Origin of the sequence: Gracilimonas tropica DSM 19535 (assembly GCF_000375425.1) — a bacterium.
In the GTDB taxonomy this organism is placed as follows: Bacteria; Bacteroidota; Rhodothermia; order Balneolales; family Balneolaceae; genus Gracilimonas; species Gracilimonas tropica.
In genome coordinates this window covers 13758-39874 of record NZ_AQXG01000005.1, presented here as the reverse complement: position 1 = coordinate 39874, position 26117 = coordinate 13758, and the positions used below count along the sequence as shown (strand labels likewise).

Sequence of the window (26117 nt, the reverse complement as noted above, 5' to 3'; positions counted from 1 at the left end):
AATTAACCAATGGGAGCAGAGAGATGAAACACTTTAAAACCCTTTTTATAAGTACTGTTATTGGAACCGGAATGTTATTATCGGCATGTGTGAAAACCGTAAACCATTCCTCAACTACCTATGTTCGTGACCTGGCTCAATCGGATGTGTTTACCGTATTGCCGGAAAATGGATCAAATATCTCGGTGTATGATAAAACCGATGATATTAAAGGAGAGTATCTTGAACTTGCAACCGTATCTGTTGAAGTTGAAGCAACGGGAGATCAAGCTGATAAAGAAGCTTTAATTTCAAAACTCAAGGCTGAAGCGCTGGTCTTGGGCGGAAATGGAATTTTAGTGATGGAAGACTCCGGACTGAAAGAAGGATCGGTTCAAAAATTTAGAATGAAAGGTATTGCGATCTTTACCTTAGATGAGATTCCTGGCGAGCGTCAGGAACCTTTTGCTCTACTGCCAAGCTAATAACAGCAACAGGCAAAATCTTAGAACTCTGACTCAAGCAATAGGGCGATTTCTTCAAGTAGTTTTCGCTGCTCCCCTGTGATAGAATCCCTGGTGTTGGAGTCGATATCGATCTGGGCCACAAACTCGCCATTTTTCATGATAGGAACCACGATCTCAGATTGCACATCCATGCTGCAAGCGATGTAATTATCCTCTTCATGCACATTCTGCGAAACGAAAGTTTTGTGGCTCACGGCAACTTGTCCGCAAATGCCCCGCCCAAACGGAATACGTGTATGATCTGTCGGTTCACCCACAAAAGGTCCGAGTACAAGTTCCTTTTTTCCATCAGGATCTGTGAAATAAAATCCTACCCAATCGAACGTATCCACTTCATCAGCCAAAAGCTCGCAGATAGAAAACAGTTTTTCATCGCGGGTAATATCCTTTTTAAGAATGGTTTTGGTTTCTGAAATAATTTGATCTGCAATTGTTCCAACAGAGCTCATATCAATAGAATTTAGTGCGTGTAATCTGAAAATAATGTGTCTTAAAGTTACGCTTTGTTTTAAGTAAAAACATCTTATTAAAATTCCCCTAAAGCTGTGTATCTTTGAAGCGCTATGGAAGAATTTTTTAACGACATCATTCCCTTTTCAACTTTATTTATGAGTGCTCTTGGGCTTTTCGCCGCCAGCTTTTCATCTTTGTTTTCGGTGGTGAATCCATTTGCAGCCATGCCGATCTATCTTTCGTTGATGGAAGATCACACTGACAGCGAGAAAATTCGCACGGCCAGAAAGGCGAGTACCTACATGTTCTTTGTGTTGATCATCTTTTTGCTCATTGGAACGTACATCCTCAGCTTTTTTGGAATCAGCCTTCCGGGAATACAAATTGCAGGGGGATTGGTGATCGTGCGCTCGGGTTTCTCTATGTTAAGTCCCCAAAACGGTGGAAAAAAGCTTACCAAAAAAGATCAGGAAGCCGCAAAAGAAAAAGAGGATGTATCCTTCAGTCCGTTAGCCATGCCCCTGCTTTCAGGACCGGGAAGTATTGCGGTGGTGATTGGTTTTGGATCTGAGGCGCAAGGCGTTACAGATTATATAGTTAATGGCGCAGCAGTTCTTGCCACCGCATTTTTAGCTTACCTGATTTTACGTGTATCTCCCAAGTTGGTGAAATATATTGGGAGTTCCGGGATGTCTGTGATCACCCGAATGATGGGATTTATTGTGTTGGCTATTGGAGTACAGTTTGTGATCAATGGCATTTCTAAGTTTTACGGCATTGGATAATGGATTTTAAACAGCTTTTTGAATACGATAAGTGGGCAAATGACCGAATTTTTGAAGCGCTGAAAAAGCTGCCTTCTTCAGAAGAACAAAAAGAAACAGAGCGATTATTCAGCCATTTGTTGACAGCTCAGCGTGTTTGGGTGAACCGAATCCAGGAACAACCAACCCCGCCCGAAATTTGGCCGGATCTTTCCGTAAAAGAAATGGAAAAGCTGCTGAATGAAAATCTGGAATTGCTCTGGCAGTTAATCTCCAAAAAGGATGAAGTCATTCAATATCAAAACTCAAAAGGGGATTCATTCCAAAATTCTGTGCAGGAAATTTTGATGCATGTGGTCATTCACGGGCAGCATCACCGGGCTCAGATTGCCAGTTTGTTAAGGCAATCTGGTGTAACCCCTCCGGTAACTGATTTCATCTTTTTTCTTCGCACATTAGAAAATTAGGCTTCCGTTGGTTAGTTTCAACGCTTAATCGCAATTAACGGACAATACCCTGGCACTACTCGAAGAATTTCTTGCAGCTTTTTCCTCATTTATGTGGGGATACCCACTCGTCATTTTGTTGGTGGGGGGCGGACTTTGGTTTCTGATCTACTCCGGTTTCACTCCTTTTAAATTTTTCTTTCACGCCATTGACCTGGTACGGGGAAAGTATGACAATCCGGATGACCCCGGCGACATCAATCACTTTGAGGCACTTTCTACTGCGCTCGCTTCAACGGTAGGAATGGGAAATATCAGTGGGGTTGCTGTGGCAATTTTTATGGGAGGTCCCGGCGCTTTGTTCTGGATGTGGATGAGTGCCATTGTAGGAATGGCAACCAAATTCTTTACCTGTACCTTGTCTATTATGTATCGCGGTGAAGACACCGAAGGCAAGATTCAGGGCGGACCGATGTATGTGATTCGCGAAGGACTCAGCAGCAAATGGATACCTTTGGCCTATTTGTTTGCTATGGCCGGTTTATTTGGACCGTTACCCATATTTCAAACCAATCAGCTCGTTCAGATTTTAAGAGATTTTATATACATCCCAAACGGATGGGTGGAGGCGGATGCTGCTTTTACCGGAAACCTGATCACCGGAATTGTGTTGGTAGGATTGGTATCGCTGGTAATCTTTGGAGGTATCACTAAGATCGGGAAAGTAGCCTCGAAGCTGGTGCCCGCCATGGTTGTGATCTATTTCGTCTCAGTGCTATTTATTTTGGCTGTGCATATCACTGATGTGCCGTATTATTTAGGATTGATCGTTAGTGACGCCTTTACAGGAAAAGCCGTAATGGGTGGGGCTGTTGGACAGCTGATCATTATAGGGGTGCAACGTGCAGCCTTTTCGAATGAGGCAGGTATTGGAACCGAGTCGCTGGCGCACGGAGCCTCTAAAACCAAAGAACCCGTACGAGAAGGATTGGTGGCTATGATGGAACCTGCCATTGATACACTCATTGTATGTACGATGACCGCCCTCGCAATTTTGGTAACCGGCGTATGGCAAACCACTGAAGCCAACGGAGTTACGCTCACCTTGAATGCCTTCAATGAAGCTCTGCCTACTTTCGGAACCTATTTGTTGATGATCTCAGTATTTACTTTTAGTGTAAGCTCCATGCTTTCCTATTCTTATTATGGATCAAAGTGTCTGGGTTTTTTAATCGGAGCAGATAAGCAACACCTCTACAATTACTTTTATGTATTCTCCATTATATTTGGAGCCGTAGCTTCACTGGATGCTGTGATCAACCTCATTGATGGCATGTTTGCACTAATGGCCGTACCAACCATGATTTCAGCACTCTTGCTTTCACCAAAAGTGCGGGCTGCCTCCAAGGATTACTTCAAGAGATTAAAAGCCGGAGAATTCAAAGAATACAAGCATTAAAATACCGGGCTCTCAGAGTGGCGCGGAGAGATAATAATTTTTACAAACTACGCTTTCCAATCTCCGTGTTCTCTGTGGTTCTTGCTTTTCTTATCGCTTCTACTTTCGCATATTAGGAACCGCATTCTTAATCCAACATTCATCCCGAGTATTCGGGGCAACTTCTACATTATGAAAAGAGCGATACTATTTCTGCTGATGGCTTTTGTTTCGATGCAAGCCGCAGCCCAACTCCCATCCATCTCCGAAAAAACAGACGGGCTCACCAAAACCGAAGGTTATTTCGATTATTACTATGATGCCTCCAAAGATCAGCTATGGCTGGAAGTCGACAAGCTTGATACCGAATTTTTGTATGTGAATTCACTGACGGCCGGGGTGGGTTCCAATGATATCGGGCTGGATCGAGGTCAATTGGGCGACACCCGTGTGGTGTATTTTGAACGGCGCGGACCTAAAATTCTAATGGTTCAACCCAATTACAGCTATCGCGCAGAAACCGATAATGAATTGGAAAAGAAATCAGTCCGGGAAGCTTTTGCTTCTTCCGTGATTGCCGGTTTTGAAGTGGCCGCCGAAGAAGATGGTAAAGTATTGATCGACCTAACAGACTTTCTGCTTCGGGACGCACATGGTGTTTCTAATACCTTACAGCGATCTAATCAGGGCTCCTATAGTTTAGATAAAAGTCGCTCTGCTTTGTATAAAGAGGGAACGATCAACTTCCCCAAAAACACAGAATTTGAAGCCACATTAACCTTTGCAGGAAGCAATCCGGGCGGATATGTGCGTTCCGTAGTCCCGACTCCCGAGGCACTTACCGTTCGGCAGCACCATTCGTTTGTTGAGCTTCCCGATGATAACTTCGAGCCCCGAAAAATGGATCCAAGAGCCGGGTATTTTGGTATCTCATATCAGGATTATGGAACGCCGATTAGTGAAGACCTGACCAAGCGGTTTATTGCACGTCATCGTCTGGAAAAGAAGAATCCCGAAGCGGAAATGAGCGAGCCGGTAGAACCGATCGTGTATTACTTGGATAATGGAACCCCGGAGCCGGTGAGAAGTGCCTTGCTGGATGGCGCTCGCTGGTGGAATCAAGCGTTTGAAGCAGCCGGCTTTAAAAATGCGTTTATCGTGAAGGTACTCCCCGAAAATGCGCATCCGCTGGATGTCAGATATAATGTGATTCAATGGGTGCATCGCTCAACACGGGGATGGTCGTATGGTTCTTCGGTTACTGATCCACGCACCGGGGAGATTATTAAAGGACATGTGTCTCTCGGTTCACTCCGCGTTCGACAAGATTATCTGATCGCAGTTGGATTGTTGGCTCCTTACGGAGATGAATCTGCAGAAAATATAACTATGCAGGAGATGGCCCTGGCTCGTATTCGTCAGCTTTCGGCACACGAAGTAGGGCACACGTTAGGAATTGCCCACAACTTTGCGGCAAGTACGATTGGTGATGCTTCGGTAATGGATTACCCACACCCGCAACCAAAGTTGGTGGATGGCGAGATCGATCTTTCAAATCCATACGATGTAGGCATTGGAGAATGGGATAAAGTGGCCGTGACATATGGGTATCAGGACTTTCCTGAAGAAACGAATGAAGAAGAAGCACTCGATGAAATTTTAGAATCTGCATATGCATCCGGACTAAAATACATTTCCGATGCAGATGCTCGACCCCAGAGCGGCGCCCACCCTGATGCTCACCTTTGGGATTTTGGAGCAGACCCCGCCTCTCAATTATCGACGATTTTGGACATCAGAAAAAAAGCGTTGGAGAATTTTGGAAAAGCGAATCTCAAATCCGGTAAAGCTATGGCGGAGTTGGAAGATGTGCTGGTGCCCATGTATTTTTTCCACCGCTATCAATTAGAAGGAACTGTGAAGCTCATTGGTGGACTGGATTACAGTTATAATTTGAAGGGCGATAACTTACCTGCGCCGAAGGTCGTAGCGAAATCAACCCAACAGAAAGCGTTGAGTGAAATGTTGAAGGCGATCGATCCGGAAGTACTTGCAGTTCCAGAAAACCTGTTGGACTTGATTCCGCCGCGCCCCTCAGCATTAGGCTATTCGCGAGAGTTGTTTAATGGGAATACCGGTCCGGCTTTGGATGCATTAGGTATCGCAGAAACGGCGGCCGATATTCCCGTAAGTTTAATTCTTAATGCAGAACGCGCCAATCGTCTGGTAGAATATGGCGCTCGTGATAATAACCTGAGTTTGGAAAATGTGTTGAATGAACTCATCAAAGCCAGTTGGGATAAGAAAGTACCGAATGGTTATTTAGGATCGGTTCAGCGTGTGGTCAATCATGTAGTTCTGAAAAACATGATCGAGCTGGCCGCTGACCGAGATGCAAACCCGTTGACCAAAGCCATCACCCATAAAAAACTGACGGACCTGCAATCGAAACTATCTGGTAAAGATGATGCGGATAGTCGCTATGCAGTTTACACGATCGGGAAGTTTTTGACTGATCCTGAAGATTTTGAAACTGAAGACGCTCCGGCGCCCCCTCCGGGATCTCCAATTGGAAGCGGCGGGATGTTTTATTGTGAATTTTAAAAAGTGTTACAGAGCGAATGTGTTACGGTGTTATGGTTGTTGCCAAAGCATACCATAACACCGCAACACTAAAGCACCATCGCACTAACTTTAGCTATGCGTATTCTTCCGCCAGAAAATTTACTCGAAGCTTACGCCCAGGGAATTTTTCCGATGGCCGAGCACAAAAATGCTGAGGATGTAAACTGGTACACCGCCCGGAAACGAGGCATCATTCCCATCGGAAAATTTCATACGTCGGAAAATCTGGCTAGAATTATTCGTCAAAAGCGGTTTGAGGTAAAAGTGAACTCCAACTTTCGGGAAGTCGTCAAGCAATGTGCGAACCGGGATTCGACCTGGATCAATGATCTTATCATCAACTCTTACGATGTTCTCCATCAGCATGGAAATGCGTGCAGTGTGGAATGCTATAGGGAAGGAAAACTGGTTGGTGGTTTGTACGGGGTGAAATTAAAAGCCGCCTTTTTCGGAGAAAGCATGTTTAAAAAAGAAAAGTGGGCGGATAAAGTAGCGCTGTATTATTGCCACGAGATCCTGCAAAAGAATAGCTTTCTGCTCTGGGATACCCAATTCTACACCGAACACCTGGCTCAGTTTGGTTGCATTGAAATTGAAGCTGAAGAATACGACCAAATACTGGATGAGGCTTTAAAGAAGGACTGTGAGTTTATTCTATAGTGTTACAGTGCGATGGTGTTACGGTGTTATGGTTTTGCCTGAGCATCTCATAACATCGTAACACCCAAAAACCATCACCCCAAAACAAAAAAAGCCGCCCCGGAGGTTGGATCGATGAAGTTTCAACCCATGTCCGAAGCGGCTAATTGGATAGGATATTAGTTACACTTTAGTATTCGGTGAGGGTTACAGCATTTATGGCTTCCTCCCGTGAAATTTTTCCGGCATCAAAATCTTCAAGGGTAGACTTACTAATTTTCAGGTCTAAACGATCAGGCAAAGACTGTACACTTAAAGATGTAATATCCACAGAAACCAGAATGGCTTTATCGGATTCAACAGATCTCAGTGTACGACCATAGTCAACCAGGTATTGACGAAGTTGGTCTTTAAATTCGTTGTAAGCACCTGTAGCTCGATCTTCAACCTTTTTGGTTCTATCAATGATGGCTTGTTTTCTGGCAGAATCACTCATTACACGCAGCTCTTGAACGGAATCACCAGGTTCTGGAAATCCTATTTCTCGCAGTTCAAAATAGGTGGCTCTTGAATTATCAGCGTAGCGGGCATTAAAGGAGAATATGACGCCAAAACCTTCCAGTTTTTCGTAAGCAACATCGCCCATCAACCGAAACGCTTCTGAAGGATCTTTGTTTATGAGTGCAAGTTTATGTTCACTTTCAAATGCCGTTTGAAAGATGTTAGACATCACTTTCAAGTCTAAAATTTCCGGTGATTCCGGTTCTTGGATAGTAAGACGGTTACTGAACTGCCCGGAAGAAATTTTTTGAAGTCGATAATCATCCAGGTCTTTCTTTTTGGTAATTACAGATACTCTTGGGATTGGCTTCTTTTCAACGCGTTCTTTCTCATCATCTCTTAGCTGGGAGATAATAAAAGCTTGCGCCTGGTTGGAGTTACCTTTCATGCCATAGACAACCTTAATATTTTCACTTGGTTTAAGCTGACCAATATTAACAGCATAGTCCTGCAAAAACTCAATTATGCGGTTTGTGATCGTTTCTTCCGTGACTTCTTTGGCCTCGCCTTCTTCATCATCGTAGTAAAAGGTGAGTTCAGTATCATCCTCAATATTATTTATCCGGATAGTAGTGAAGGCTGAACTTGTGATAGCGGGAATCTTAAAGATCACGCCATACCCGGGAATGTACGTGCCTGTTGTTCTGGAGGATGAGGTACCTGGTGCAAATACCTGAAAAGATCGTTCCCGGATCTTGGAGGGTGCATTTGTCTTAAAGATATCATCTAAAACCCGTTCCATGATCTTGATATCTCGGTTCATGCGGTCCGTATCAAAATCCTGGGCTTGGGAAAGGGGAGATAGCAAAAGCATAACCAACCCAATTAATAAGGTGTTCTTCAGTGTTTTCATAATAGGTTCCTAAAATTAATTTCGGCTTACGGTTTGTATGAGGTCGCCTAAAACCTGATCGGTCTGCCTGAATCGGGTGTAGTATGTTTCTTCCATGTCGTTGAGCCCGGAGCTGATCATTTGCAGGTCGTTTCGTCTTTGCTGCTCTATGTAATCCGCGAAATTCACGAGCGTTTGCTCCAGTTTCTGATCCTGGTTTTCTTGTACGGCTTGAACCGCTTCGGCCACCATTGCTGCATTTTCCTGCCGGACTTGCTCTAGCAAATATTCTACTTGCTCGGTGGTATATCCTTGTTGAACCGGTTCCTTTGGTTCACCAAAAGCTAACTGAAAGCCATTGTCATTGATGGAAATATTCAGTTGGGTGAATGCGCCCAGCATCACAAATAAAATGAGCAGCGATGCCATCGTAAAACCGGCGCGGACGATCTTGCTTTGCGGAATCCAGCTATTAATAAATTCATTCCACCAATCCTGAAATCCGGATTTATCGGGTTCCACTATTACCAATTGTTCGGCGGGATCTTGTACCGGAAGATGCTGCAGCATGCTTCGTACATCTCCAAGCTCTTCCAGTTCTTTTTGCAGATCAGGATGGTTGGCTAAAAATTGTTCTAATTCTTTTCGTTGACCGGGCTCCAGTTCATCATACAGGTAATCCATGAAGAGCGATCGGGCGGTTTCTTTATTCATAATCAAACACCTCTTTGTTGATATTCCAGGAGTCGAACGTCTTTTTGAGGGAGCTCAACCCGTAATACAATCTTGACTTTATTGTGTTTTCAGATTCGTCTAAAATCTCGGCGATTTCCCGAAATTTCAGTCCTTCATATTCTTTCATGATCACCACCACGCGTTGGTCAACCGGCAACTGAAGGAGCGCTTTATGCAAAAGCACGAGTCCTTCGTTGCGCAGGATTTGTCCATCAGCGGAAGTGGCGGTTTCAGTTTGCGGGGCTGTTTTGAGCGCTTCGTAGGAAGTAGCTCTTTTTCGGCCCACGCGTTTCAATTCATCGAGACAAAGGTTATTGGCGATGGTGTACAGCCACGAGCCAAATTTTTCCACATCATCCAGCGTATCCAGTTTATGGTAGGCTTTGATGAAGGTCTTTTGGGTGATCTCGGCGGCGTCATCGGAACTCGCAAAAAATCGGTACGCAAAATGATGGATGCGATCTTGCCATCGTGAAACCAGCGTATTAAAAGCCTGGTGATTTCCACCACGAAAATCCTGTACCAGTTGTGCGTCTTCCATGTCGTCGTTCTGTCCCGTGTTCATTCTGAAGGTAAGACGAGGGAGAATAGGATATAGTTTTAAATTTTTTTGACTGGAATAACAATTTAGAAGTGGCTGAAAGCGATAACTTTTGTTTCATTTTGTTAAGGTCAGTGCTATTAGTAGTTTGTGGTATGGCGCTTAAGTTTAAATACAATCGGCACTTAGATAGGTTGGAAAAATATCTCAACTTTAAAATGGGGGATGTAGCTCCAACGCCAGCGTACCTATTCCCGGATTCCTTGGCGAGGGGAGGTATTATTCTGGCTATATTTGCTACCCCAATTATTTTGTGGTCACTATTTAAGCTAAAGCGTTATGGTTGGCTAATGGGTTTTTGTGTGATATTTGTAGTACCAATCGTGATCATTTATCTGATAAAGCCAGTGTTTTATTTAGCTAATATCCTTTTGTTTATCCCACTTCTATTCTTGGTGGTATACTATATGATGTTAAAACACAAAGTCAATGACTGGCGGGAACCAATATTTATCAATAAGCCAGGCTCAGATCAAAAGAGAAAAAATCGATCTAAGAAAAAAGATTGAGAAAGTAGGTTCTGTATTATGACTTTGATGGTATTGGCTTGATCTGCCCATTCTCCAGCAGATGAAAAGAGTCTCCAACTTCTACGATGTATCTCATATAATGGTCGGAGATTAGAATGCCTTTACCACTTTTCTTTGCTTTTTGAAGATCATGGATCATCTTTTCTATCATTACCGGAGCTAATCCTGTGAAGGGTTCGTCGAGCATTAAAAAATCCCTATTTAAGCCAAGCACAAATTTAAATTCAACATACCGACACTCGCCAGTCGATAGATTTCTGATCTTGTTTCTGGATACCTGCTGCAAAAAATCATCTTCTTGTATAGCCTTGTTTTCAATGAGGTCTTTTATTGGCAGAGAACGAGGTAAGAGTGGTTTCTGGGGAAGGTAAGCAAGATATTCAAACCGCTCTTTTTTTGATGTTTTGTAAAGTCTTTTCTCATTAATAATAGTAAGTCCGCTGTTGGCCTGAAGTTGCCCGGCAGCAATTTTAAACAATGTGCTCTTTCCGGTCCCATTCCTTCCCACCAGACAAGTAACTTCAGCTTTCTTTACTTCAAGATACACTCCTCGAAGTACCTCGAGTTCAGGGTAATGAAAGAATATGCTATCTAAGATCAATTCAGACATAGATTGCAAGACTTAAAGAAATCAAGATTTTTAGCAAGAGTAATACTGAGTAAGTGGGGAACAGTGAAACATTCAAATTATTAAAAAAGGGGAGCTGGTGACTTTTCTTAATTTCGAGATAGGTAATCACCGGGGTAATGAACCCGCTATAAAAAATTGCTCGCTGTATGTTTGAGGAATTCGAATCCGGGTTTGAAAAAAAAGGAATTGTGATCAATAATAGTAGAACTCCAAAATCCACAAAAAGGTATTTTTTTAATAAGATCTTATAAGCTACAATTTTCATGCGGTATTATAGGAAAATATTCCAGAAATCGTGGCAGATTGATTAATACTTCTTCTCCGCGATCATCCACTTAATCAGTATCATCTGCGTTTCACTCCGTGTTATTTGGCGGTTATTTACCCCATGTTTTTTTGGTATTGGGACCTGATAGTTGGGAACGAGAAAAAAAATGTAACATTTTTACTTCAAGTATCTTTTGTTATAAAAACTAAAAAGCAGACTATTGAAATATAGCAAACTTATATTATTCATCTTTGTTTTTACTATATCAGTTTATTTGATATAATATTCTATTTTACTGGTATAATGGCTTTATCAGTAGTTATAGCCTTATCTGTAAATATTAATAATGCATATGCCTTTGCTGAGTGCACTGGATATTGTCCAGATGGAGAAGGGGTGACATGTGAAATGGCAGGAGGTCACTGTAATTGTTCAGATGGAGAAGTTGGAGGGCTGTGGGCTGTATGTTCATGTCATGACGATGCCGAAATGTTAGAAGACTCTCAAGTATTAGACTGTAACCCTGCGTAATATCATGAATTATCACAGGAATTGGATTCTTTTTATTATTGCTTTTGTTTTATTCTTTGGCTGTAAAAAAGAATTCGATTCCTATTATTTTACTAGATCAAATGGCGCAATAAGGTCTAATGACAGTTTAAAAATTAAAGAAATAAAATATCATCATGTATATGATTTGATGCCCAACAGCCCAGCAATATTTAGAGGTTCGGAAACCGAATCCGATTCTGACAATAATTTTTACATATTAAACCAAGGGAGCAGGTCTTTACAAATATTTGACGACTCTGGAACATATTTAAAGTCAATTGGTCGAGCTGGACAAGGTCCTGGTGAATTTATTTCACCAAGTAGTTTTAGCATTGATAAAGACAATAATATAGTCATACTTGATAAATCCTTGTCTAAAGTAAGCATTTTTAGAAAAAATGGTTTTCTGATAAATGAATTTATAATTCAAGAAGGAAACCTCAATTTTGCAAGGATATTTGCTTATGACAGAAATTTTATAGCTCTAAACAACCCTTCACCCAAATCTCCTTTATTTAAAATCTACAACATTTATGGGGAGCATCTAAAAGATATAGGTAAAGTTACAAATTATCCGAACCCTCTTTTTTCAGGTAGAAATGAGACTGACTTTATGAACACGAAAATAATGAACCAAACAAAAGTATTGTTTCATAATAATTCAATTAATGTATTGTATTTAAATACTCCAAGGTTTCAAAAATACGACTTTGCGGGAAATATTATGATCGACAAGATTCTTGCTAGCTCCAACATAAGTAATAGACTGAATGCAATAGTATCCAAAGATAAGAGTAGAGAAAATAAGAGCACGAATTCTAGGCCCATATATAAAGTCTTCACAGATTTCTATATGATAAATGATTCCTGTTTTGGAACAACGCTATATTGGGGAGGAAGAGATCAAGGAATCACCAATTACGCTATGGATAATTCCGGTAAATTACATTATTTATTGAATTACAAACCCTTTTCGGAAGAGGTAAAAGGGCTACCTATTTTATACGAAATGTTAAATGATAGTATAATGATAGGTACTAGATCTTATTCACACGACCCAGTTGCACTCAAGTTGAACAAATATGATCTAAATTGTAACTGACTTTGGCGTAATCTGTTAAAATAATCTATAAAAGCTAAAAAACTTCAAAAATCAGCAAGAGTCAAAAATATCCAAAACAAAAAAAGGCGGAAGTGATCAATCTTCCGCCTTCTCTATCTTCGCGTGCAAGAGCTATTCCGTACGCTGCGAAACAACTCCATTTTTGTCTGAAATAATGATTTCTACCCGGCGATTCTGCTGTCTGCCGGCTTCATTCATATTGGTAGCTACAGGGTATTCTTCTCCATACCCAATGGTTTTGATTCTGTTGCCTGCAATTCCGGCCTGAATCAATGCTTGCTGCAAAGCATCTGCCCGGCGCTGAGAAAGATCTTTATTGTATTCGGCCGAGCCTACGCTATCTGTAAAGCCTTCAATCTGAACGGTACGATCGGGGTACTCCCGCAGGAAGTTTGCCAATTCACTAACCACGCGATTAGCTCCGGATTTTAAGTTCGAGCTGTCAAAATCAAACAGTACATCACTGAGAGTTAATACCATGCCCCGTTCACTTTGCCGGGCTTCCATTTCAGAAAGGCGATCAGCCAACTCGGAGGCTTCTTTTCGAGCGCGTTCAGCTTCTTTGCGCTCTTGCTCAAGTTGACTCATAGCGTTCTCTGCCCGACGTTCAGCTGCAATGGCATCGGCTCTTCGAGCTTCAAGTAATACTTGTTTTCGTTCAGCTTCAGCACGTTCAACCGCATCCTGTGCTGCATTCAATTTTGCAGTTTCTTGCGCGATCTTTGTTTTTTGCTGGGCGATATATGCATAATGTTCAACCAAATCTTCATCTCCTTTTTCTTTCCAGATCTGCTGACTTTGCTCCAGCGCTTCTTCGGCTTCCTTAAGGGCCACAGGCGCTTTCAGTACTACCATCGAGTCTTTTTCCGCTTTTTGATAAGCTTGTTCGGCATTGGTCAATAAAGGATTGTTTTGAGGAGGGCCTCCACACCCTACAACAAGAATGCTCGTGATAATTCCAATCAGAAGGCTATTCTTCGTAAAAATATTCATGACGAGATCTCCGACTTATCTAAATTATTCTGAATTTCTTCCTGCAGCACCCGAATACTTTCCCGTAATTCTTTAACGGCTTTTTGTGCTTTACTGGACAATGATTTCATTTGGGCAAGCTCCGCATCCACCATCGCGCGATCAGCCGTGCGTTTAGCTTTTTCATACTCTTCTTTTTGAACTTGCTCCCGAGCTTCTGCGAGTTTTTTGCGAGCCTCTCTGATCTCCAGGGGAGCATAGTCTTCAGCTCCAACTTGTTCAGCTTGCTGAATGGAGGCTTCTACCTGGGTTAGTTTGTCATTAGGAGGTTTGGTGCTTGCGCAACCAGCGGTAATAAATAGTGCTAATGTAAATAGTAACAGATTTCTCATAATCGGATACTTTGTGGATGATTTCAGTGTAGTCTTAAATTCAAAAGCCAACATATTGTTCCCTGTAAGGACACCAAGGTCGAATTCATCTCCATCCATCACCCCGTTTCTCATCGATACGGCATCAAGCTCATACTTTGGGAAACGGAAAGATGGATTTGTTGCTGTTGGCCCGAATTTCACCTCAATAAACTTTGGCCCAAACGCCGCGAAATGACCAAAAAGAGCGCATTTGTCGTCCGACGATTGATTGAGGGCGAAAATGTGTTCGTAGGCTTCTTATTAAATGTGGGAGGCCTTCCCGTTCGTCGAACCACTTCTTTGTGGTTTCTGCTATCTTTCCGGTGGTGAGATTTAATTGATGCAGACTGTTTTATTCCTTCAGTGGTCGGACGATTCTTGGTTATTCCGTCAAACCTTCCGAGTCTATCCGCAAAATCAGCGTCATAGCGTTCAATTCGCATGTCTGGACCGGCTCTTAATTTCACTCAAAAACATTTATCCACATTGATGTTGATAACACGAAAAAGAACCCGTATTTTTACAGGCTCTGTAATTGGCGGAGAAAAACTGATTGAACAAAAATGTTTGAAGATCTATCCTCAAAATTAGATAAAGCGTTTCAATCCCTGAAGGGAGAAGCACGGATCACGGAAGTGAATATCGCGGAGACTGTCCGTGAAATTCGCCGTGCCTTGCTGGATGCTGACGTTAATTATGAGGTCGCCCGCCAATTTACAGCAGATGTCAAGGATGAGGTACTCGGTTCTGATGTGCTCACCTCGGTGAATCCCGGCCAACAGTTCACTAAAATTGTGTACGATAAGCTGGTTGAAACTTTTGGTGGCGAAAAAGCCGATATCGCCAAAGCTGACACTCCTCCTACAGTAATTCTTATAGCCGGACTTCAGGGTTCGGGTAAAACTACCTTCACCGGTAAGTTAGCCCGACACTTAAAGCAGGAGCATAAAAGGAATCCTCTTCTTGCTGCCGCCGATGTTTATCGCCCTGCCGCTGTTGACCAGCTTAAGACACTCGCCTCTTCAATTGATGTTCCGGTGTATTCCATCGAGCAGAAAGATGCCGTTCGCGTAGCTAAAGAAGCCGTTTCCATGGCTAAAAGCCTCGCACTTGATACGGTGATCATTGATACCGCGGGTCGTTTACATGTAGATGAGGATATGATGAATGAGGTTGCGGAAATTAAGGAAGCCGTAAACCCTCATGAGATCCTGTTTGTGGTCGATTCTATGACCGGGCAGGATGCTGTCAACACAGCCAAAGAATTCAACGATCGTATTGATTACGACGGTGTGGTTTTAACCAAACTGGATGGTGATACCCGCGGTGGTGCTGCACTTTCTATCAAAACCGTTGTAAACAAACCCATCAAATTTGTAAGTACCGGCGAAAAGCTGGAAGCTCTCTCTCCGTTTTATCCCGACCGAATGGCCCAGCGTATTTTGGGCATGGGAGATGTGGTATCGTTTGTTGAAAAAGCTCAAAAAGAATTTGACGAGAAAGAAGCTGAAAAACTTCAAAAGAAAATTAAGTCGGATAAATTCGACCTGAACGACTTTCTCGAGCAAATTCAGAAGATCAAGAAGATGGGAGACTTCGGTGATCTTGTTAATATGATTCCCGGCGCCAGCAAAGCATTGGATGATGCAGAAATCGACGACGATGCGTTCAAACCGATTGAAGCTATAATCTTATCAATGACGCCGGAGGAGCGTCAGAATCCCGAGCTATTAAATGGAAGCCGAAGAAGGCGGATAGCAAAAGGTTCTGGCACAACCGTTCGTGAGATCAACCAGCTCATGACACAGTTCGATCAAATGAAAAAGATGATGAAGACCATGTCCAAAATGGGAAAAATGGGACGCGCTATGCAAGGTCTGAAAAATCTACCGATCGGCAGATAAGAACTTATAACTAAAACCAATATTGGAGAACAGCATTGTTAAGAATCAGATTACAACGAAAAGGACGTAAGAAACGCCCTATCTGGCATATCGTAGTGGCCGAAAAACACGAAGCTCGTGATGGAAGAATCGTAGAGCGCGTGGGATATTACGACAACGTAACCGAAAAGAAAGTGGTAGAACTCAACGAAGACCGCATTCTTTACTGGTTAGATACCGGGGCACAACCTACCGATACCGTACGCAAGATCCTTCGTCGCGAAGGATTGCTGTACAAGCGCCACCTCATGAACTGGGGCAAGAGCGAAGAAGAAATTGAAGCCGCTTTGGCAGAGTGGAAAGAATACCGCGACTCTAAAAAAGAAGACGCCAAGAGCCGCAAAGAAGACTACAAAGACGTTCTTGCTGCCGAAGAAAGAGAATACAAAGAGCAGCTTCAGAAAAAAGCCAAACAGGCTGCTGCTGAAGTAGAAGCTGAAAAAGCACTGGCTGAAGCTGAGGAAGAAGAAGCTCCGAAATCAGATGCAGACAAAATTGAAGAGGCCTTAGAAAAAGCAGAATCTTCTGAAGAAGAATCAACAGAAGAAGCTGCTGCTGAGACGGAAGAAACAACGGAAGCGGAAGCTGAAGAGGAAACTTCTGATGAAGCCGAAACGGCTGAAGAAACTCAGGAAGAAGAAGCCAAAGAAGAAGAGCCTGAGGAAGAAAAAGCTGAAGAAGCTGCCGAGGAAGAAACTAAAGACGAAGCTCCTGCTGAAGAAAAAGAGGAGAAGGAAGAGAAGAAAGAAGCGACTTCCGGTCAGGTTTCAACCGACATGACCGCTAAAGAGGCGATCGATCATATCAATGATACCGATCTGGACGACCTCAAAGGATTTGTTCCCGAAGACGAGGACCGCGTGACGGTTCAGCGTGCCTGGGAAAGCAAACAAGAAGAAGGATAATTTAATCCGGCGCCTATGAATCGGGACGCCATTACACCCGGCTTTGCACAAGTGGGCTATGTTGAAGAAGCCCATGGCCTTGATGGATTCCTCAAAGTGTTCTTTGATGTGGACGATCCGGCTAAGGTTGATGACTTGAAGCTTGTGTATTTGCGTAACGAAAGAGGCGACTTTGTTCCAACCCGTATTATGGATCTTCGGGTTGAGGAAAAGAGAAATCAATTTTCGTTCTTTGTACAATTTGACCATATCGCTGATCGCACAGCGGCCGAAGCTTTACGAGGCAAAGGCATTTTTCTGGAAGCAGATGATGCAGAGTCTTTTATAGAAGCCGAAGCTGAAACCGACGACACGTTAATCGATCATGAAGTTTTTGATGATCGGGATGAATCGATCGGTTTGGTGATCGATGTGATGGACAATCCGGCGCACCCCATATTGGTGGTTGCAACTACCTCGGGAAGCCGGCTCATTCCTTATATCGAACATTTTGTACGTGACACCCGCGATGGTAACATCTACTGCCAAAACCTTGATGAACTGGAGGGCGTTTAAATGATGCGTATTGACATCATATCCGCTGTTCCCGCTCTTCTCGAAAGTCCGCTGAACCACAGTATTGTGAAACGGGCCATTGACAAGGAATTGGTAGAAATTCATGTGCACGATCTTCGGGATTACACCAAAGACAAGCACAATAAAATAGATGATTATCCATATGGCGGTGAGCCCGGAATGGTGTTGACTCCACAGCCCATATTTAGCTGTATCGAGCAACTTCAGTCCGAACGTGATTATGACGAACTCATTTTCACCGCTCCCGATGGCGATGTTTTCCAGCAGGCCGATGCTAATGCATTATCCCTCAAAAAAAACATCATCATTTTGTGTGGCCATTATAAAGGAGTCGATCAGCGAGTACGAGATGAACTCATCACCAAAGAATATTCCATTGGTGATTATGTGCTATCCGGAGGAGAAATTCCGGCGCTGGCCATAACGGATGCGGTAGTTCGGCTCATCCCGGGAGTACTGGGAGATGCCGGAAGCGCACTGAATGATTCATTTCAGGATGGACTGCTGGAGGCTCCTGTTTATACGAGGCCTTCCGAGTTCAAAGGGTTGAAAGTGCCCGATGTATTGCTTTCCGGCGATCACAAAAAAGTGGCCGAGTGGAAGCAAGCGCAATCCGAAAAAAGAACCAAAGAACGACGACAAGATTTGTACAAAAAATTTAAGAAAGAACATTAATAACAGTCCCCGATTTGTTAGGGGTTAAAATCAGAAATCATGGATAAGCTAAAACTTGTAGAACAAAGCCTGATCAATGAGGAAGTTCCTCACTTTACTGCCGGAGATACGGTGAATGTGCACTATCGTGTGCGTGAAGGAGAGAAAGAACGTATTCAGCAGTATGAAGGCGTTGTGATCTCAGAGCGAGGAAGCGGACCGAACAAAACATTTACCGTGCGAAAAATCTCAGGTGGGGTTGGAATTGAGCGTGTATTTCCTCTGAACTCTCCTTTTATCGCAAAAATTGAGGTTCAGAAAAAAGGTAAAGTTCGACGTTCTAAACTCTTTTATCTGCGCGAATTACAGGGTAAAGCCGCTCGTATTAAAGAAAAAGAGAACAAGAACTAAATTTCGGTTCTTTTATAAAGATAAAGTTGAAGAGAACAGCCTCGTTCTTGTAAACGAGGCTGTAATTCAGCATTTCTTATTAATCAACCAAACTGTGGTATAAATGAATATTATTTTGTTTGGCCCTCCGGGCGCGGGTAAAGGTACACAGGCTAAGTTGCTTCAGAATGAATACAATATTCCACACCTCTCAACGGGGGATATCTTTCGTTCTGCCATCAAAAATAAAACGCCATTGGGCGTGAAAGTGAAATCTATCCTGGATGCGGGTGAACTGGTGCCCGACGAGACCGTGGTGGATTTAGTGGCCGCTGAACTTTCCAGGGAAAAATACCAGGATGGGTATATTCTGGACGGTTTCCCAAGAACGGTTGCTCAAGCCGAAGCTTTTGATAAATTTCTCGATGAGAACGACGATTCGCTGGATGCATTTATCTCACTTTCGGTACCGGAAGAAGAACTCATCAAAAGAATTCTATCCCGGGGTGAAGGGCGCAGCGACGATACCGAAGAGAAAATAAAAACCCGGCTGGAAGTATATCGCAAAGAAACCAAGCCGGTAATGGACTATTATAAGAAACAGGATAAAGTTCAGGAAATTGACGGTCTGGGCTCTATTGATGAAATCCTGGAAAGAATTAAATCGGCTTTAAACTAAAAGTCCGATACTTTGTTTAAGCCCTGATATGCACTGCATGTCAGGGCTTTTTTTTTGAGGAACGAAAAATCATGTATTTGATGTATTATGGGTGAGAATTACAGCATCAAATCCGGAAGATCATGAAAATTAAGACGGCGCAGAATTTAACATCCTGGGGAACAACAATTGCAGTTATTGGCGCTCTTGCAGTCATCCTTTCAGGTTATGGTTATCAATGGGGATGGTGGCATTTCAGTTTTGGTTTTAGCATGATCCCATATGGGACAGCGGGAGCAGTTGTCGGTGGAATCCTGGCTCTTATTGGCTTTTTGAAACTGAAAGACCGAACCGGGAAGATGAAAACAGCCGGAATCACATCCATAATTATCGTTGTCGCAGCTTTAGGAAATATCAGCTATTGGTATATGGAGGTTCAAAAAGGATATCCGCCAATTCACGATATCACCACTGATACCGAAAATCCGCCCGAGTTTGTAGCAATAGCTCCTCTAAGAGCCGAGGCTCCAAATCCGGTTGAATACGCCGGCGCTGAAACCGCAGAGGCCCAAAAGAATTATTATGGCGACCTTCAGCCAATCATAACTGCTTACGATTATGATGAAGCCTATGACCGTGCGTTGAAAACAGCTCGGAATATGGGATGGAGCCTGGTAGCCGAAAACAAGGAAGAAGGGCGGATCGAAGCGTATGAGAAATTAGCCTGGTATGGTTTTATAGATGATGTGGTCATTCGCGTTGACACCACAGAAACAGGCAGTCAAATCGATATTCGTTCAAAATCGAGAATTGGAAGGGGAGATCTTGGTGTGAATGCCAAAAGGATCAAGGCGTATAAACAAGAATTTGAGAACTAAGAGTTAACCAAGTCTTGTTAAAATTTCTTCAGCCAGTATTTCAGCAGCGGAGGGATTAAGCCTGAACCAAAGCTCAGGTTCGATCAGCTCCAGTTCCGAGATCGCCAGCGAGCCGCTATTGTCGGTAATAAAATCGACCCGGGCATATGCAGGTAGTTCCGGGCAGGCATAAATCGCCTGAAGCCCAAAGTCGATCTCTTCCTCCGTGGCTTCGTACTTATGAACCGTCCCCCCAAAATCATCCTGAACCCTGAAATCTCCCGGACGGGCTTTTTTGAGAACGGCATGGCTGAATTCCGTTCCAAAGAAAACCAGAGACTTTTCTCCTTCAACAGGAACAGAATATTGAAATGGCTGAAGCATAAAACTTTCCAATTCCAAAATCGGGTGCAATTTCCTTTCTATGATATGCAGATTATCTTCACTAATTCGATGGGTATGTCGGCCGGCCCCACCAACGGTAGGCTTAATCACCGTATCTGTCCAGCCGGTTATTTCATGAAGGCGTTGTAATGAAAGCTTAGAACCTACTTCAATATACCGGGTGGGAACAACTCTTACCCCGGCTTTGGTAAGTTCGTTTAAATAGTGCTTATCCATATTCCATTGAATAAGAGAGGCGCTGTTAATGAGTTTTGTTTTAGACGAAGTGTCCAGAAGCCAGTTCTTAAATTCACCAAAGCGGTCAAAATAATCCCAGGTCGTTCTGAAAAGGACCGAAGAGGTTCCAGACCAATCCATTTCAGGATCTGCCCAATCCTTGCGCGAAACAGAAAGTCCTTTACGTTCCAAAGCATCAAAAACCATCTGATCTTCAGTAAGGATATTCTGAACGTATTGACCGGGTGAGGACGGACTCACATACCTCGAATCGGTAAGTATGACGATATCATATAGGCTCATAGGGAGAATTTTTAAAACAATTACAGAAAGAAAATATTTTCACTCCAAATTCCAACAGCAATTTAGAAAACCGGCTTATGAAGTGAGGTCTAAAGCAGGTATTTTCGGGCGGAATTAAATGGAATATGTCTTTGCGTGAACCAAGATCGACAGTAAGAAAACAATTAGCAGCAACGGCTACGGTATTTTTTATTCTTGGTGCGGTTGTTGCCACCTGGGCTTCACGGATTCCGGCCATCTGGGACCTTTCCAACCTCACCGCCGTTACGTTGGGATACGTGCTTTTAGGAAAGGGAATAGGGTCACTTTCTATTATGCCGGTTGTAGCAATTACGTTGGGAAAATGGGGAGCCAAAAACTCAACAATCTTATTTGGCTTTATCCTCATTTCTACGCTGATCCCTATGACCATGGCTCCCGACTGGATATTTTTGACGGCGGTTCTATTTATCTGTGGAGCCGGAATCGGTGGTTTCAATGTGAGCATTAATGCATTGGCCTCACAACTTGAAGTGAGTACGGGAAGATCTCACATGTCGTTAGTGCATGCATTTTTTGGCGTAGGAAATTTTGCCGGTGCATTAATCGGTACCGGTATGGCTGGCTTTGTATCTTCCCTTGCCGGGCATTTTTGGGGAATTGCTGCCGTACTGACCGTAGTATTACTCTTGGTCAGCCGTTTCTTACCTGATGAGACAGAGAAACCCCCGGTTCGAACGGGATTTAAATTGCCACATGGGGCCGTGTTATGGTTAGGAGTGATCTGCTTTTTAGCGGCTTCCATCGAAGACTCAATAAGCAATTGGGTAGGACTTTTCTTCAGCGATCATTTAGGAGCACCGGAACGTTTAGTGCCTGTCGGTTATACGGTATATGCGGGTTCTCTGTTGGCAATGAGATTGGTTGGTGATCGCTTGAAGCCAAGATTTGGAGCTAAAAACTTATTGGTTTCGGGTTCGGTGGTTTCATCCCTGGGTATCATAAGTGCTATTTTTGCCCCGAATGTGGTGGTGGGTATACTTGGATTTATTACAGCAGGGGCAGGCGTGGCGCTGGTCTTTCCTATGATCCTGAGTGTGGCCGGTAAACAAGGAGCAGTAGCACTGGCCTCCGTTATGACCATGGGCTCGATTGGAGGATTGATCTCTCAGCCCGTAATGGGAGTTTTGGTTGAACATTTTGAATTGACGGGGGGATTCACTTTTATACTGGCATGTATGTTAGCGGTTGGATTTACAAGCCGGAAATCTAAATTGCTGAATGACTAATAAAACACAATAACTGAAATGGCAAGGGAATGAAAAATTTGATCAGAATATTAATGCTGCTCTTTCCGGGACTGTTGATGGGTCAGGTAATGGACGAAAGCGATATCAATAAACTGGAACAGGGCAAGTATAAACTCGAAAAAGGCAAAGTTCAGGTTTCATTCGTGGATACGGTCAGCCTTGGATATGTTAAAGAGGAATTCGGGAAACTGGGACTGAAGATATTGACTACTGATTTCAAACCCATCATACTGCAAGTTTATGAGATGCCGGAGAATCTTTCACTGGAAGAATTAGAGGAAAATGAATGGGTAGAACTCGTATTTCACACTTCCGCAAATATGGATGAAACCGCACAGGAAGAGATCAAAGAAAAGTATTCCTCAAGATTAAAAGAGGTGATAAGCTTATATGAGCAAATAAAACGGGAAGGCTTTTACGAAATTACATTGGTCGTAATGACTTCTGAGGCGATGAAGGAATCATTTGAAAAGTTATTGGAGCAATATCCGGGAATGAATGCAGAGATCCTTCAACAAAGTGAGAAATCAGCGGTGGTAGAAACTGAAGAAAATAGGGAATTGGATGTAATGGATCTGCTCAATGAGTTAGATTATGTGAAAAATACAGCCATGATCGGCTCTTTGGAATAAAGGCTCATAAAAAACGAAATGCTCACGGTTTTCAACTTGTTAAAGGAATTGAACATGAAAAAAGAGCGATTAAAGTATTATGAGTACGCAAGAAGTACCAATGAACAATTCTCCTTTTTCAAGTGAAGAGATCAATCATTTTGAAGAACTACTGAAAGAAGAACGAAAAGAGAGCAAACATAAAATCAATGAGTTTAAAGAAAGGCTGAAAGAACTCGAGGATAAACTCGATAACACTAATTCATCGGCCGCTCATCATCAGGGAAATATTGGATCGTCAGAAGAGGAGCGTGAAAAATATTACTCGTTGATCAGTAAAGAAGAAGAAAAGCTGGAAGAGATAGAAGAAGCGTTGCTTCGTATGGAAAACGGGGATTATGGAATTTGCACATCAACCGGAAAACCTATTAAAAAAGAGCGGCTTAAAGTTAAGCCTCACGCCAAGTATTCCATAGAAGCGGTGCGTGCCGCAAATACCACCTAAAATAAACCGAGTTGTTGGTTTTGTAGATCAAAAGGGTTATCCGCCAAAGCAGGAAGTTCAATTAAATCTGATAAAAGGGTATGAAAATGACGGCATAGCTTAGGTTGTTGAGCCTTGTCGGGAGCGTGAATGAACACATAGGGATGCAGTCCGTCAGCGATCCATTCTGCTACAATAATCGCCCACTCTTTTAGATATGGTTCGTTGTTCAGAATATCGTTGGCTCCAACATAGCGGAGAACGGGCCGGGCAGACGTTGTATCGAACCGAACAGGAACTTTCGGTTTTTTCTTTTGAGCCTCCGCAACGGAAGCTTCAACTGCTTTCATGGAGTGCAGTTTTCGGGTATCAAAAATCACACGGTTTACATCGTAGCTTTTTAGCAGAGATACAAGATTACGTTCGTGCTTACCGTGATCAAAAAAATCGCGATGGCGAACTTCCACCGCATAATTAAATGTTTTAGGCAGAATCGAAAAAACCTCCTCCAGGCGGTACAACTCGTTTGGGGAAAAAGAATCCGGAAATTGAATCATAAATGGCCCGACCTTCTCCCTGATGGGCTCAAAAAGACGTACAAAATCCAAGGCTTCTCCCTTTGCATTGTGCATTCTTTTTTCATGAGTAATATGCCTCGGAAATTTGAAGCAAAACTTGAATCCCTTCGGTGTTTGCTCTCCCCATTTCCTGACGGTTTCCGAAGATGGAATATTATAGAAAGTGGTGTTTCCTTCAACAGAATTAAAAACAGAAGCGTACTGACTTAAGAACTGAGCCGGCTTGGCATCATCTCTAAAAAAAGAACCTTTCCACTCCGGAAGGCTCCATACGGTACAACCCAAATGATATGGTAATGTGGTTTTTATCTTTTTAATCCGTTTAGTATCAATTAACTTCGGCAATTAACTAAATCCCCCAATCAAATTCCAAACCCGAACGTTCAGTTTCAATTGTTTTGGAAATTGATTTTTGAACCTTGGAATTTATTTCACTTATGCCCTTTGAAACGCTCGATTACCTCGTTGTTGCCGGATACGTTGTTTTGATGATAGCCGTAGCCTGGATAGCCAAACGTCGCGGACAAGAAACTCTCGATGATTTTTTTGCCGGCGGAAAAAACCTTCCCTGGTGGTTAGTTGGGGTTTCCATGGTGGCAACCACTTTTGCCGCAGACACCCCCCTGGCCATCACGGGCTTGGTTGCCAAGCAGGGAATTGCCGGAAACTGGTTTTGGTGGAACTGGATGATCTCCGGAATTGTGACGGTTTTCATCTACGCCAAACTTTGGAAACGTGCTGATGTACTCACGGATGTAGAATTTATTGAACTTCGATATGGGGGAAAACCCGCGAGCTTTCTGCGAGGATTCCGGGCACTCTATTTTGCCTTTCCGTTCAACTGTATCATCATGGGCTGGGTAACCGTCGGGATGGCCAAAATTCTGACGGTCGTAACCGGGGCCGACCAATGGCTTGTGATCCTGATCTTGTATGCATTGATCGCCTTATATATAGCCATCTCCGGACTGTGGGGAGTTATCGTTACCGACTTTGTACAATTTATTCTGGCGATGATCGGAACCATAGCATTGGCTTGGTTTGCCGTAGATCATGTTGGGGGGCTGGCGGAACTAAAGGCACAACTGACCAATTCCATGAATTTTGATGTATTCAGCTTCAATCCCTTTACCAATCCTGAGATCGCCATATCCACCGCACTTATTTGGGTGGGGATGAACTGGTGGGCGGCTTGGTATCCCGGGGCGGAACCGGGCGGAGGAGGCTATATAGCGCAACGGATGTTTTCTGCCAAAGATGAGAGAAATGCCGTAAGTGGTACCTTGTTATTCAATATTTTGATGTACGCCGTTCGTCCCTGGCCCTGGATCTTAGTGGGATTGGTGGCGCTGGTGGTGTTCCCTAATCTGGCGGATCCCGAAACCGGTTATCCACTGATGATGCTGGAAGTGCTCCCTGTGGGCTGGATGGGTTTGTTGATGGTGGCTTTTCTCTCGGCCTTTGTATCCACCATATCCACGCAGTTGAATTGGGGGACTTCCTATGTAGTGAACGATTTCTATAAACGGTTCATAAAAACCCCGGAGGATTTTGAAAACAAGGAAAAAGCCCAAAAACATTATGTGTTGGTTTCCCGGATTGCCACACTAATGATGGCCGCTTTGGGCGTGGGCGTGTCCTATTTCTTTGATACCGTTTCCGGCGGATGGGAATTTATTCTTTCGTTGAGTGCAGGAATTGGCGGTGTACTGATGCTTCGCTGGTTCTGGTGGCGCATCAATGCGTGGAGTGAAATTGTGGCGATGATCGCAGCCATGATCGGGGCGATATTTTCGAACCAAATGGGCTACGAATTTGCCTGGAGCATGATCTATACAACGGCCTTCTCTACAATTGCGTGGTTAATTGCGACTTTCATCACTAAACCGGAATCGGATGAAACGCTGAAGAAATTCTACGCGAAGGTTCATCCTATGGGTAACTGGAAACGATTTTCGGACGGCATTCCTTCACCGGATGGACTCATTCCTTCACTCATCAATATTGCGATGTCGTTGTCGGCCATTTTCTTTTTCCTCTACGGACTGGGACAGATCTTCTTTTTTAATGTAGGAACCGGCATCGCCTTCCTGATCGGAGGTTGTATTTTTGTGTGGGCCGTGGTTCGAAGGATTTAGGAACTATCACAAAGAAAAGCC

Annotated in this window: 27 protein-coding genes; 18 read left to right on the top strand and 9 right to left on the bottom strand. The window is 43.3% G+C overall.

Features of this window, described 5'->3' with window-relative positions; all coding sequences use genetic code 11:
• Nucleotides 1-23: 23 nt before the first annotated feature.
• Nucleotides 24-464, top strand: a complete 441-nt coding sequence (locus tag B151_RS0109715; protein ID WP_020403435.1) for a hypothetical protein — start codon at nt 24-26, stop codon at nt 462-464.
• A gap of 20 nt (nt 465-484) precedes the next feature.
• Here B151_RS0109715 and B151_RS0109710 read toward each other — a convergent pair whose 3' ends face one another.
• A complete protein-coding gene (locus B151_RS0109710; RefSeq protein ID WP_020403434.1) occupies nt 485-955 on the bottom strand; it encodes a GAF domain-containing protein in 471 nt (156 codons plus the stop codon).
• 114 nt (nt 956-1069) lie between these two features.
• Between B151_RS0109710 and B151_RS0109705 the strand changes: the two genes are divergently transcribed.
• The 5 genes from B151_RS0109705 (at nt 1070) to aat (ending at nt 6892) form a co-directional block, all read left to right on the top strand.
• The gene (locus B151_RS0109705; protein WP_020403433.1) at nt 1070-1744 is read left to right on the top strand and encodes a MarC family NAAT transporter; all 675 of its coding nucleotides are present in this window, start codon (nt 1070-1072) and stop codon (nt 1742-1744) included.
• Nucleotides 1744-2190, top strand: coding sequence for a DinB family protein (locus tag B151_RS0109700; RefSeq protein ID WP_020403432.1), 447 nt, complete (start codon nt 1744-1746; stop codon nt 2188-2190). The genes B151_RS0109705 and B151_RS0109700 overlap by 1 nt, the downstream gene beginning before the upstream one ends.
• A 91-nt stretch (nt 2191-2281) precedes the next feature.
• Nucleotides 2282-3628, top strand: a complete 1347-nt coding sequence (locus B151_RS0109695) for an alanine/glycine:cation symporter family protein (RefSeq protein ID WP_020403431.1) — start codon at nt 2282-2284, stop codon at nt 3626-3628.
• Nucleotides 3629-3799: 171 nt separating this feature from the next.
• Nucleotides 3800-6211, top strand: coding sequence for a zinc-dependent metalloprotease (locus B151_RS0109690; protein ID WP_026166602.1), 2412 nt, complete (start codon nt 3800-3802; stop codon nt 6209-6211).
• A 96-nt stretch (nt 6212-6307) separates the two neighbouring features.
• Nucleotides 6308-6892, top strand: a complete 585-nt coding sequence (aat, locus tag B151_RS0109685) for a leucyl/phenylalanyl-tRNA--protein transferase (RefSeq protein WP_020403429.1) — start codon at nt 6308-6310, stop codon at nt 6890-6892.
• Between the two features lie 169 nt (nt 6893-7061).
• On the opposite strand, the gene B151_RS0109680 is transcribed toward aat, so the two are convergent.
• The 4 genes from B151_RS0109680 to B151_RS18410 form a co-directional block, all read right to left on the bottom strand.
• Nucleotides 7062-8285, bottom strand: a complete 1224-nt coding sequence (locus B151_RS0109680) for a hypothetical protein (protein ID WP_020403428.1) — start codon at nt 8283-8285, stop codon at nt 7062-7064.
• 15 nt (nt 8286-8300) lie between these two features.
• Nucleotides 8301-8978 (bottom strand): anti-sigma factor family protein, encoded by a 678-nt coding sequence (locus B151_RS0109675; RefSeq protein ID WP_020403427.1) that lies wholly within the window; start codon nt 8976-8978, stop codon nt 8301-8303.
• Nucleotides 8971-9540: an RNA polymerase sigma factor gene (locus tag B151_RS0109670; protein WP_026166601.1), complete on the bottom strand. Its 570-nt coding sequence runs from the start codon at nt 9538-9540 to the stop codon at nt 8971-8973. The genes B151_RS0109675 and B151_RS0109670 overlap by 8 nt, the downstream gene beginning before the upstream one ends.
• A 585-nt stretch (nt 9541-10125) precedes the next feature.
• On the bottom strand, nt 10126-10740 hold the full coding sequence (locus B151_RS18410; RefSeq protein ID WP_020403424.1) for an ATP-binding cassette domain-containing protein: 615 nt from the start codon (nt 10738-10740) through the stop codon (nt 10126-10128).
• A gap of 824 nt (nt 10741-11564) precedes the next feature.
• Between B151_RS18410 and B151_RS0109650 the strand changes: the two genes are divergently transcribed.
• The gene (locus B151_RS0109650; RefSeq protein WP_020403422.1) at nt 11565-12683 is read left to right on the top strand and encodes a BF3164 family lipoprotein; all 1119 of its coding nucleotides are present in this window, start codon (nt 11565-11567) and stop codon (nt 12681-12683) included.
• 132 nt (nt 12684-12815) lie between these two features.
• Here B151_RS0109650 and B151_RS0109645 read toward each other — a convergent pair whose 3' ends face one another.
• Both B151_RS0109645 and B151_RS19530 read right to left on the bottom strand, forming a co-directional pair.
• On the bottom strand, nt 12816-13697 hold the full coding sequence (locus B151_RS0109645) for an OmpA family protein (protein ID WP_020403421.1): 882 nt from the start codon (nt 13695-13697) through the stop codon (nt 12816-12818).
• A complete protein-coding gene (locus B151_RS19530) occupies nt 13694-14251 on the bottom strand; it encodes a DUF4398 domain-containing protein (protein ID WP_051069739.1) in 558 nt (185 codons plus the stop codon). Before B151_RS19530 ends, B151_RS0109645 begins: the two co-directional genes overlap by 4 nt.
• A 401-nt stretch (nt 14252-14652) precedes the next feature.
• Between B151_RS19530 and ffh the strand changes: the two genes are divergently transcribed.
• The 7 genes from ffh to B151_RS0109600 all read left to right on the top strand — a co-directional run bounded on the left by ffh (nt 14653) and on the right by B151_RS0109600 (nt 20093).
• A complete protein-coding gene (gene ffh, locus B151_RS0109630; RefSeq protein WP_020403418.1) occupies nt 14653-15993 on the top strand; it encodes a signal recognition particle protein in 1341 nt (446 codons plus the stop codon).
• A 35-nt stretch (nt 15994-16028) separates the two neighbouring features.
• Nucleotides 16029-16937 carry a 30S ribosomal protein S16 gene (gene rpsP / locus B151_RS0109625; RefSeq protein WP_020403417.1) on the top strand — a complete coding sequence of 303 codons (909 nt, stop codon included), beginning with the start codon at nt 16029-16031 and terminating at the stop codon, nt 16935-16937.
• Between the two features lie 15 nt (nt 16938-16952).
• Entirely contained in the window at nt 16953-17492 is a 540-nt protein-coding gene (rimM, locus tag B151_RS0109620; RefSeq protein ID WP_020403416.1) for a ribosome maturation factor RimM, read from the top strand.
• 3 nt (nt 17493-17495) lie between these two features.
• Entirely contained in the window at nt 17496-18188 is a 693-nt protein-coding gene (trmD, locus tag B151_RS0109615; RefSeq protein WP_026166599.1) for a tRNA (guanosine(37)-N1)-methyltransferase TrmD, read from the top strand.
• A 39-nt stretch (nt 18189-18227) separates the two neighbouring features.
• Nucleotides 18228-18578, top strand: coding sequence for a 50S ribosomal protein L19 (gene rplS, locus B151_RS0109610; protein ID WP_020403414.1), 351 nt, complete (start codon nt 18228-18230; stop codon nt 18576-18578).
• A gap of 103 nt (nt 18579-18681) precedes the next feature.
• On the top strand, nt 18682-19236 hold the full coding sequence (locus tag B151_RS0109605) for an adenylate kinase (protein ID WP_020403413.1): 555 nt from the start codon (nt 18682-18684) through the stop codon (nt 19234-19236).
• 122 nt (nt 19237-19358) lie between these two features.
• Nucleotides 19359-20093 (top strand): DUF1499 domain-containing protein, encoded by a 735-nt coding sequence (locus tag B151_RS0109600; RefSeq protein WP_020403412.1) that lies wholly within the window; start codon nt 19359-19361, stop codon nt 20091-20093.
• Between the two features lie 3 nt (nt 20094-20096).
• On the opposite strand, the gene B151_RS0109595 is transcribed toward B151_RS0109600, so the two are convergent.
• Complete coding sequence (locus B151_RS0109595; protein WP_020403411.1) at nt 20097-20996, bottom strand: ATP-grasp domain-containing protein; 900 nt, start codon at nt 20994-20996, stop codon at nt 20097-20099.
• Nucleotides 20997-21127: 131 nt separating this feature from the next.
• Between B151_RS0109595 and B151_RS18395 the strand changes: the two genes are divergently transcribed.
• The 3 genes from B151_RS18395 to B151_RS0109580 all read left to right on the top strand — a co-directional run bounded on the left by B151_RS18395 (nt 21128) and on the right by B151_RS0109580 (nt 23401).
• Entirely contained in the window at nt 21128-22264 is a 1137-nt protein-coding gene (locus B151_RS18395) for an MFS transporter (RefSeq protein ID WP_169332205.1), read from the top strand.
• Between the two features lie 29 nt (nt 22265-22293).
• On the top strand, nt 22294-22917 hold the full coding sequence (locus B151_RS0109585) for a hypothetical protein (protein ID WP_020403409.1): 624 nt from the start codon (nt 22294-22296) through the stop codon (nt 22915-22917).
• A gap of 79 nt (nt 22918-22996) precedes the next feature.
• Nucleotides 22997-23401 carry a TraR/DksA family transcriptional regulator gene (locus tag B151_RS0109580; RefSeq protein WP_020403408.1) on the top strand — a complete coding sequence of 135 codons (405 nt, stop codon included), beginning with the start codon at nt 22997-22999 and terminating at the stop codon, nt 23399-23401.
• On the opposite strand, the gene B151_RS18390 is transcribed toward B151_RS0109580, so the two are convergent.
• Nucleotides 23398-24243: a DUF72 domain-containing protein gene (locus B151_RS18390; RefSeq protein WP_020403407.1), complete on the bottom strand. Its 846-nt coding sequence runs from the start codon at nt 24241-24243 to the stop codon at nt 23398-23400. The two genes, B151_RS0109580 and B151_RS18390, sit on opposite strands and share 4 nt — an antisense overlap.
• A gap of 152 nt (nt 24244-24395) precedes the next feature.
• On the opposite strand from B151_RS18390, the gene B151_RS0109570 reads away from it, so the two are divergent.
• Nucleotides 24396-26096, top strand: a complete 1701-nt coding sequence (locus B151_RS0109570; RefSeq protein WP_020403406.1) for a sodium:solute symporter family protein — start codon at nt 24396-24398, stop codon at nt 26094-26096.
• The last annotated feature ends 21 nt before the right edge of the window (nt 26097-26117 follow it).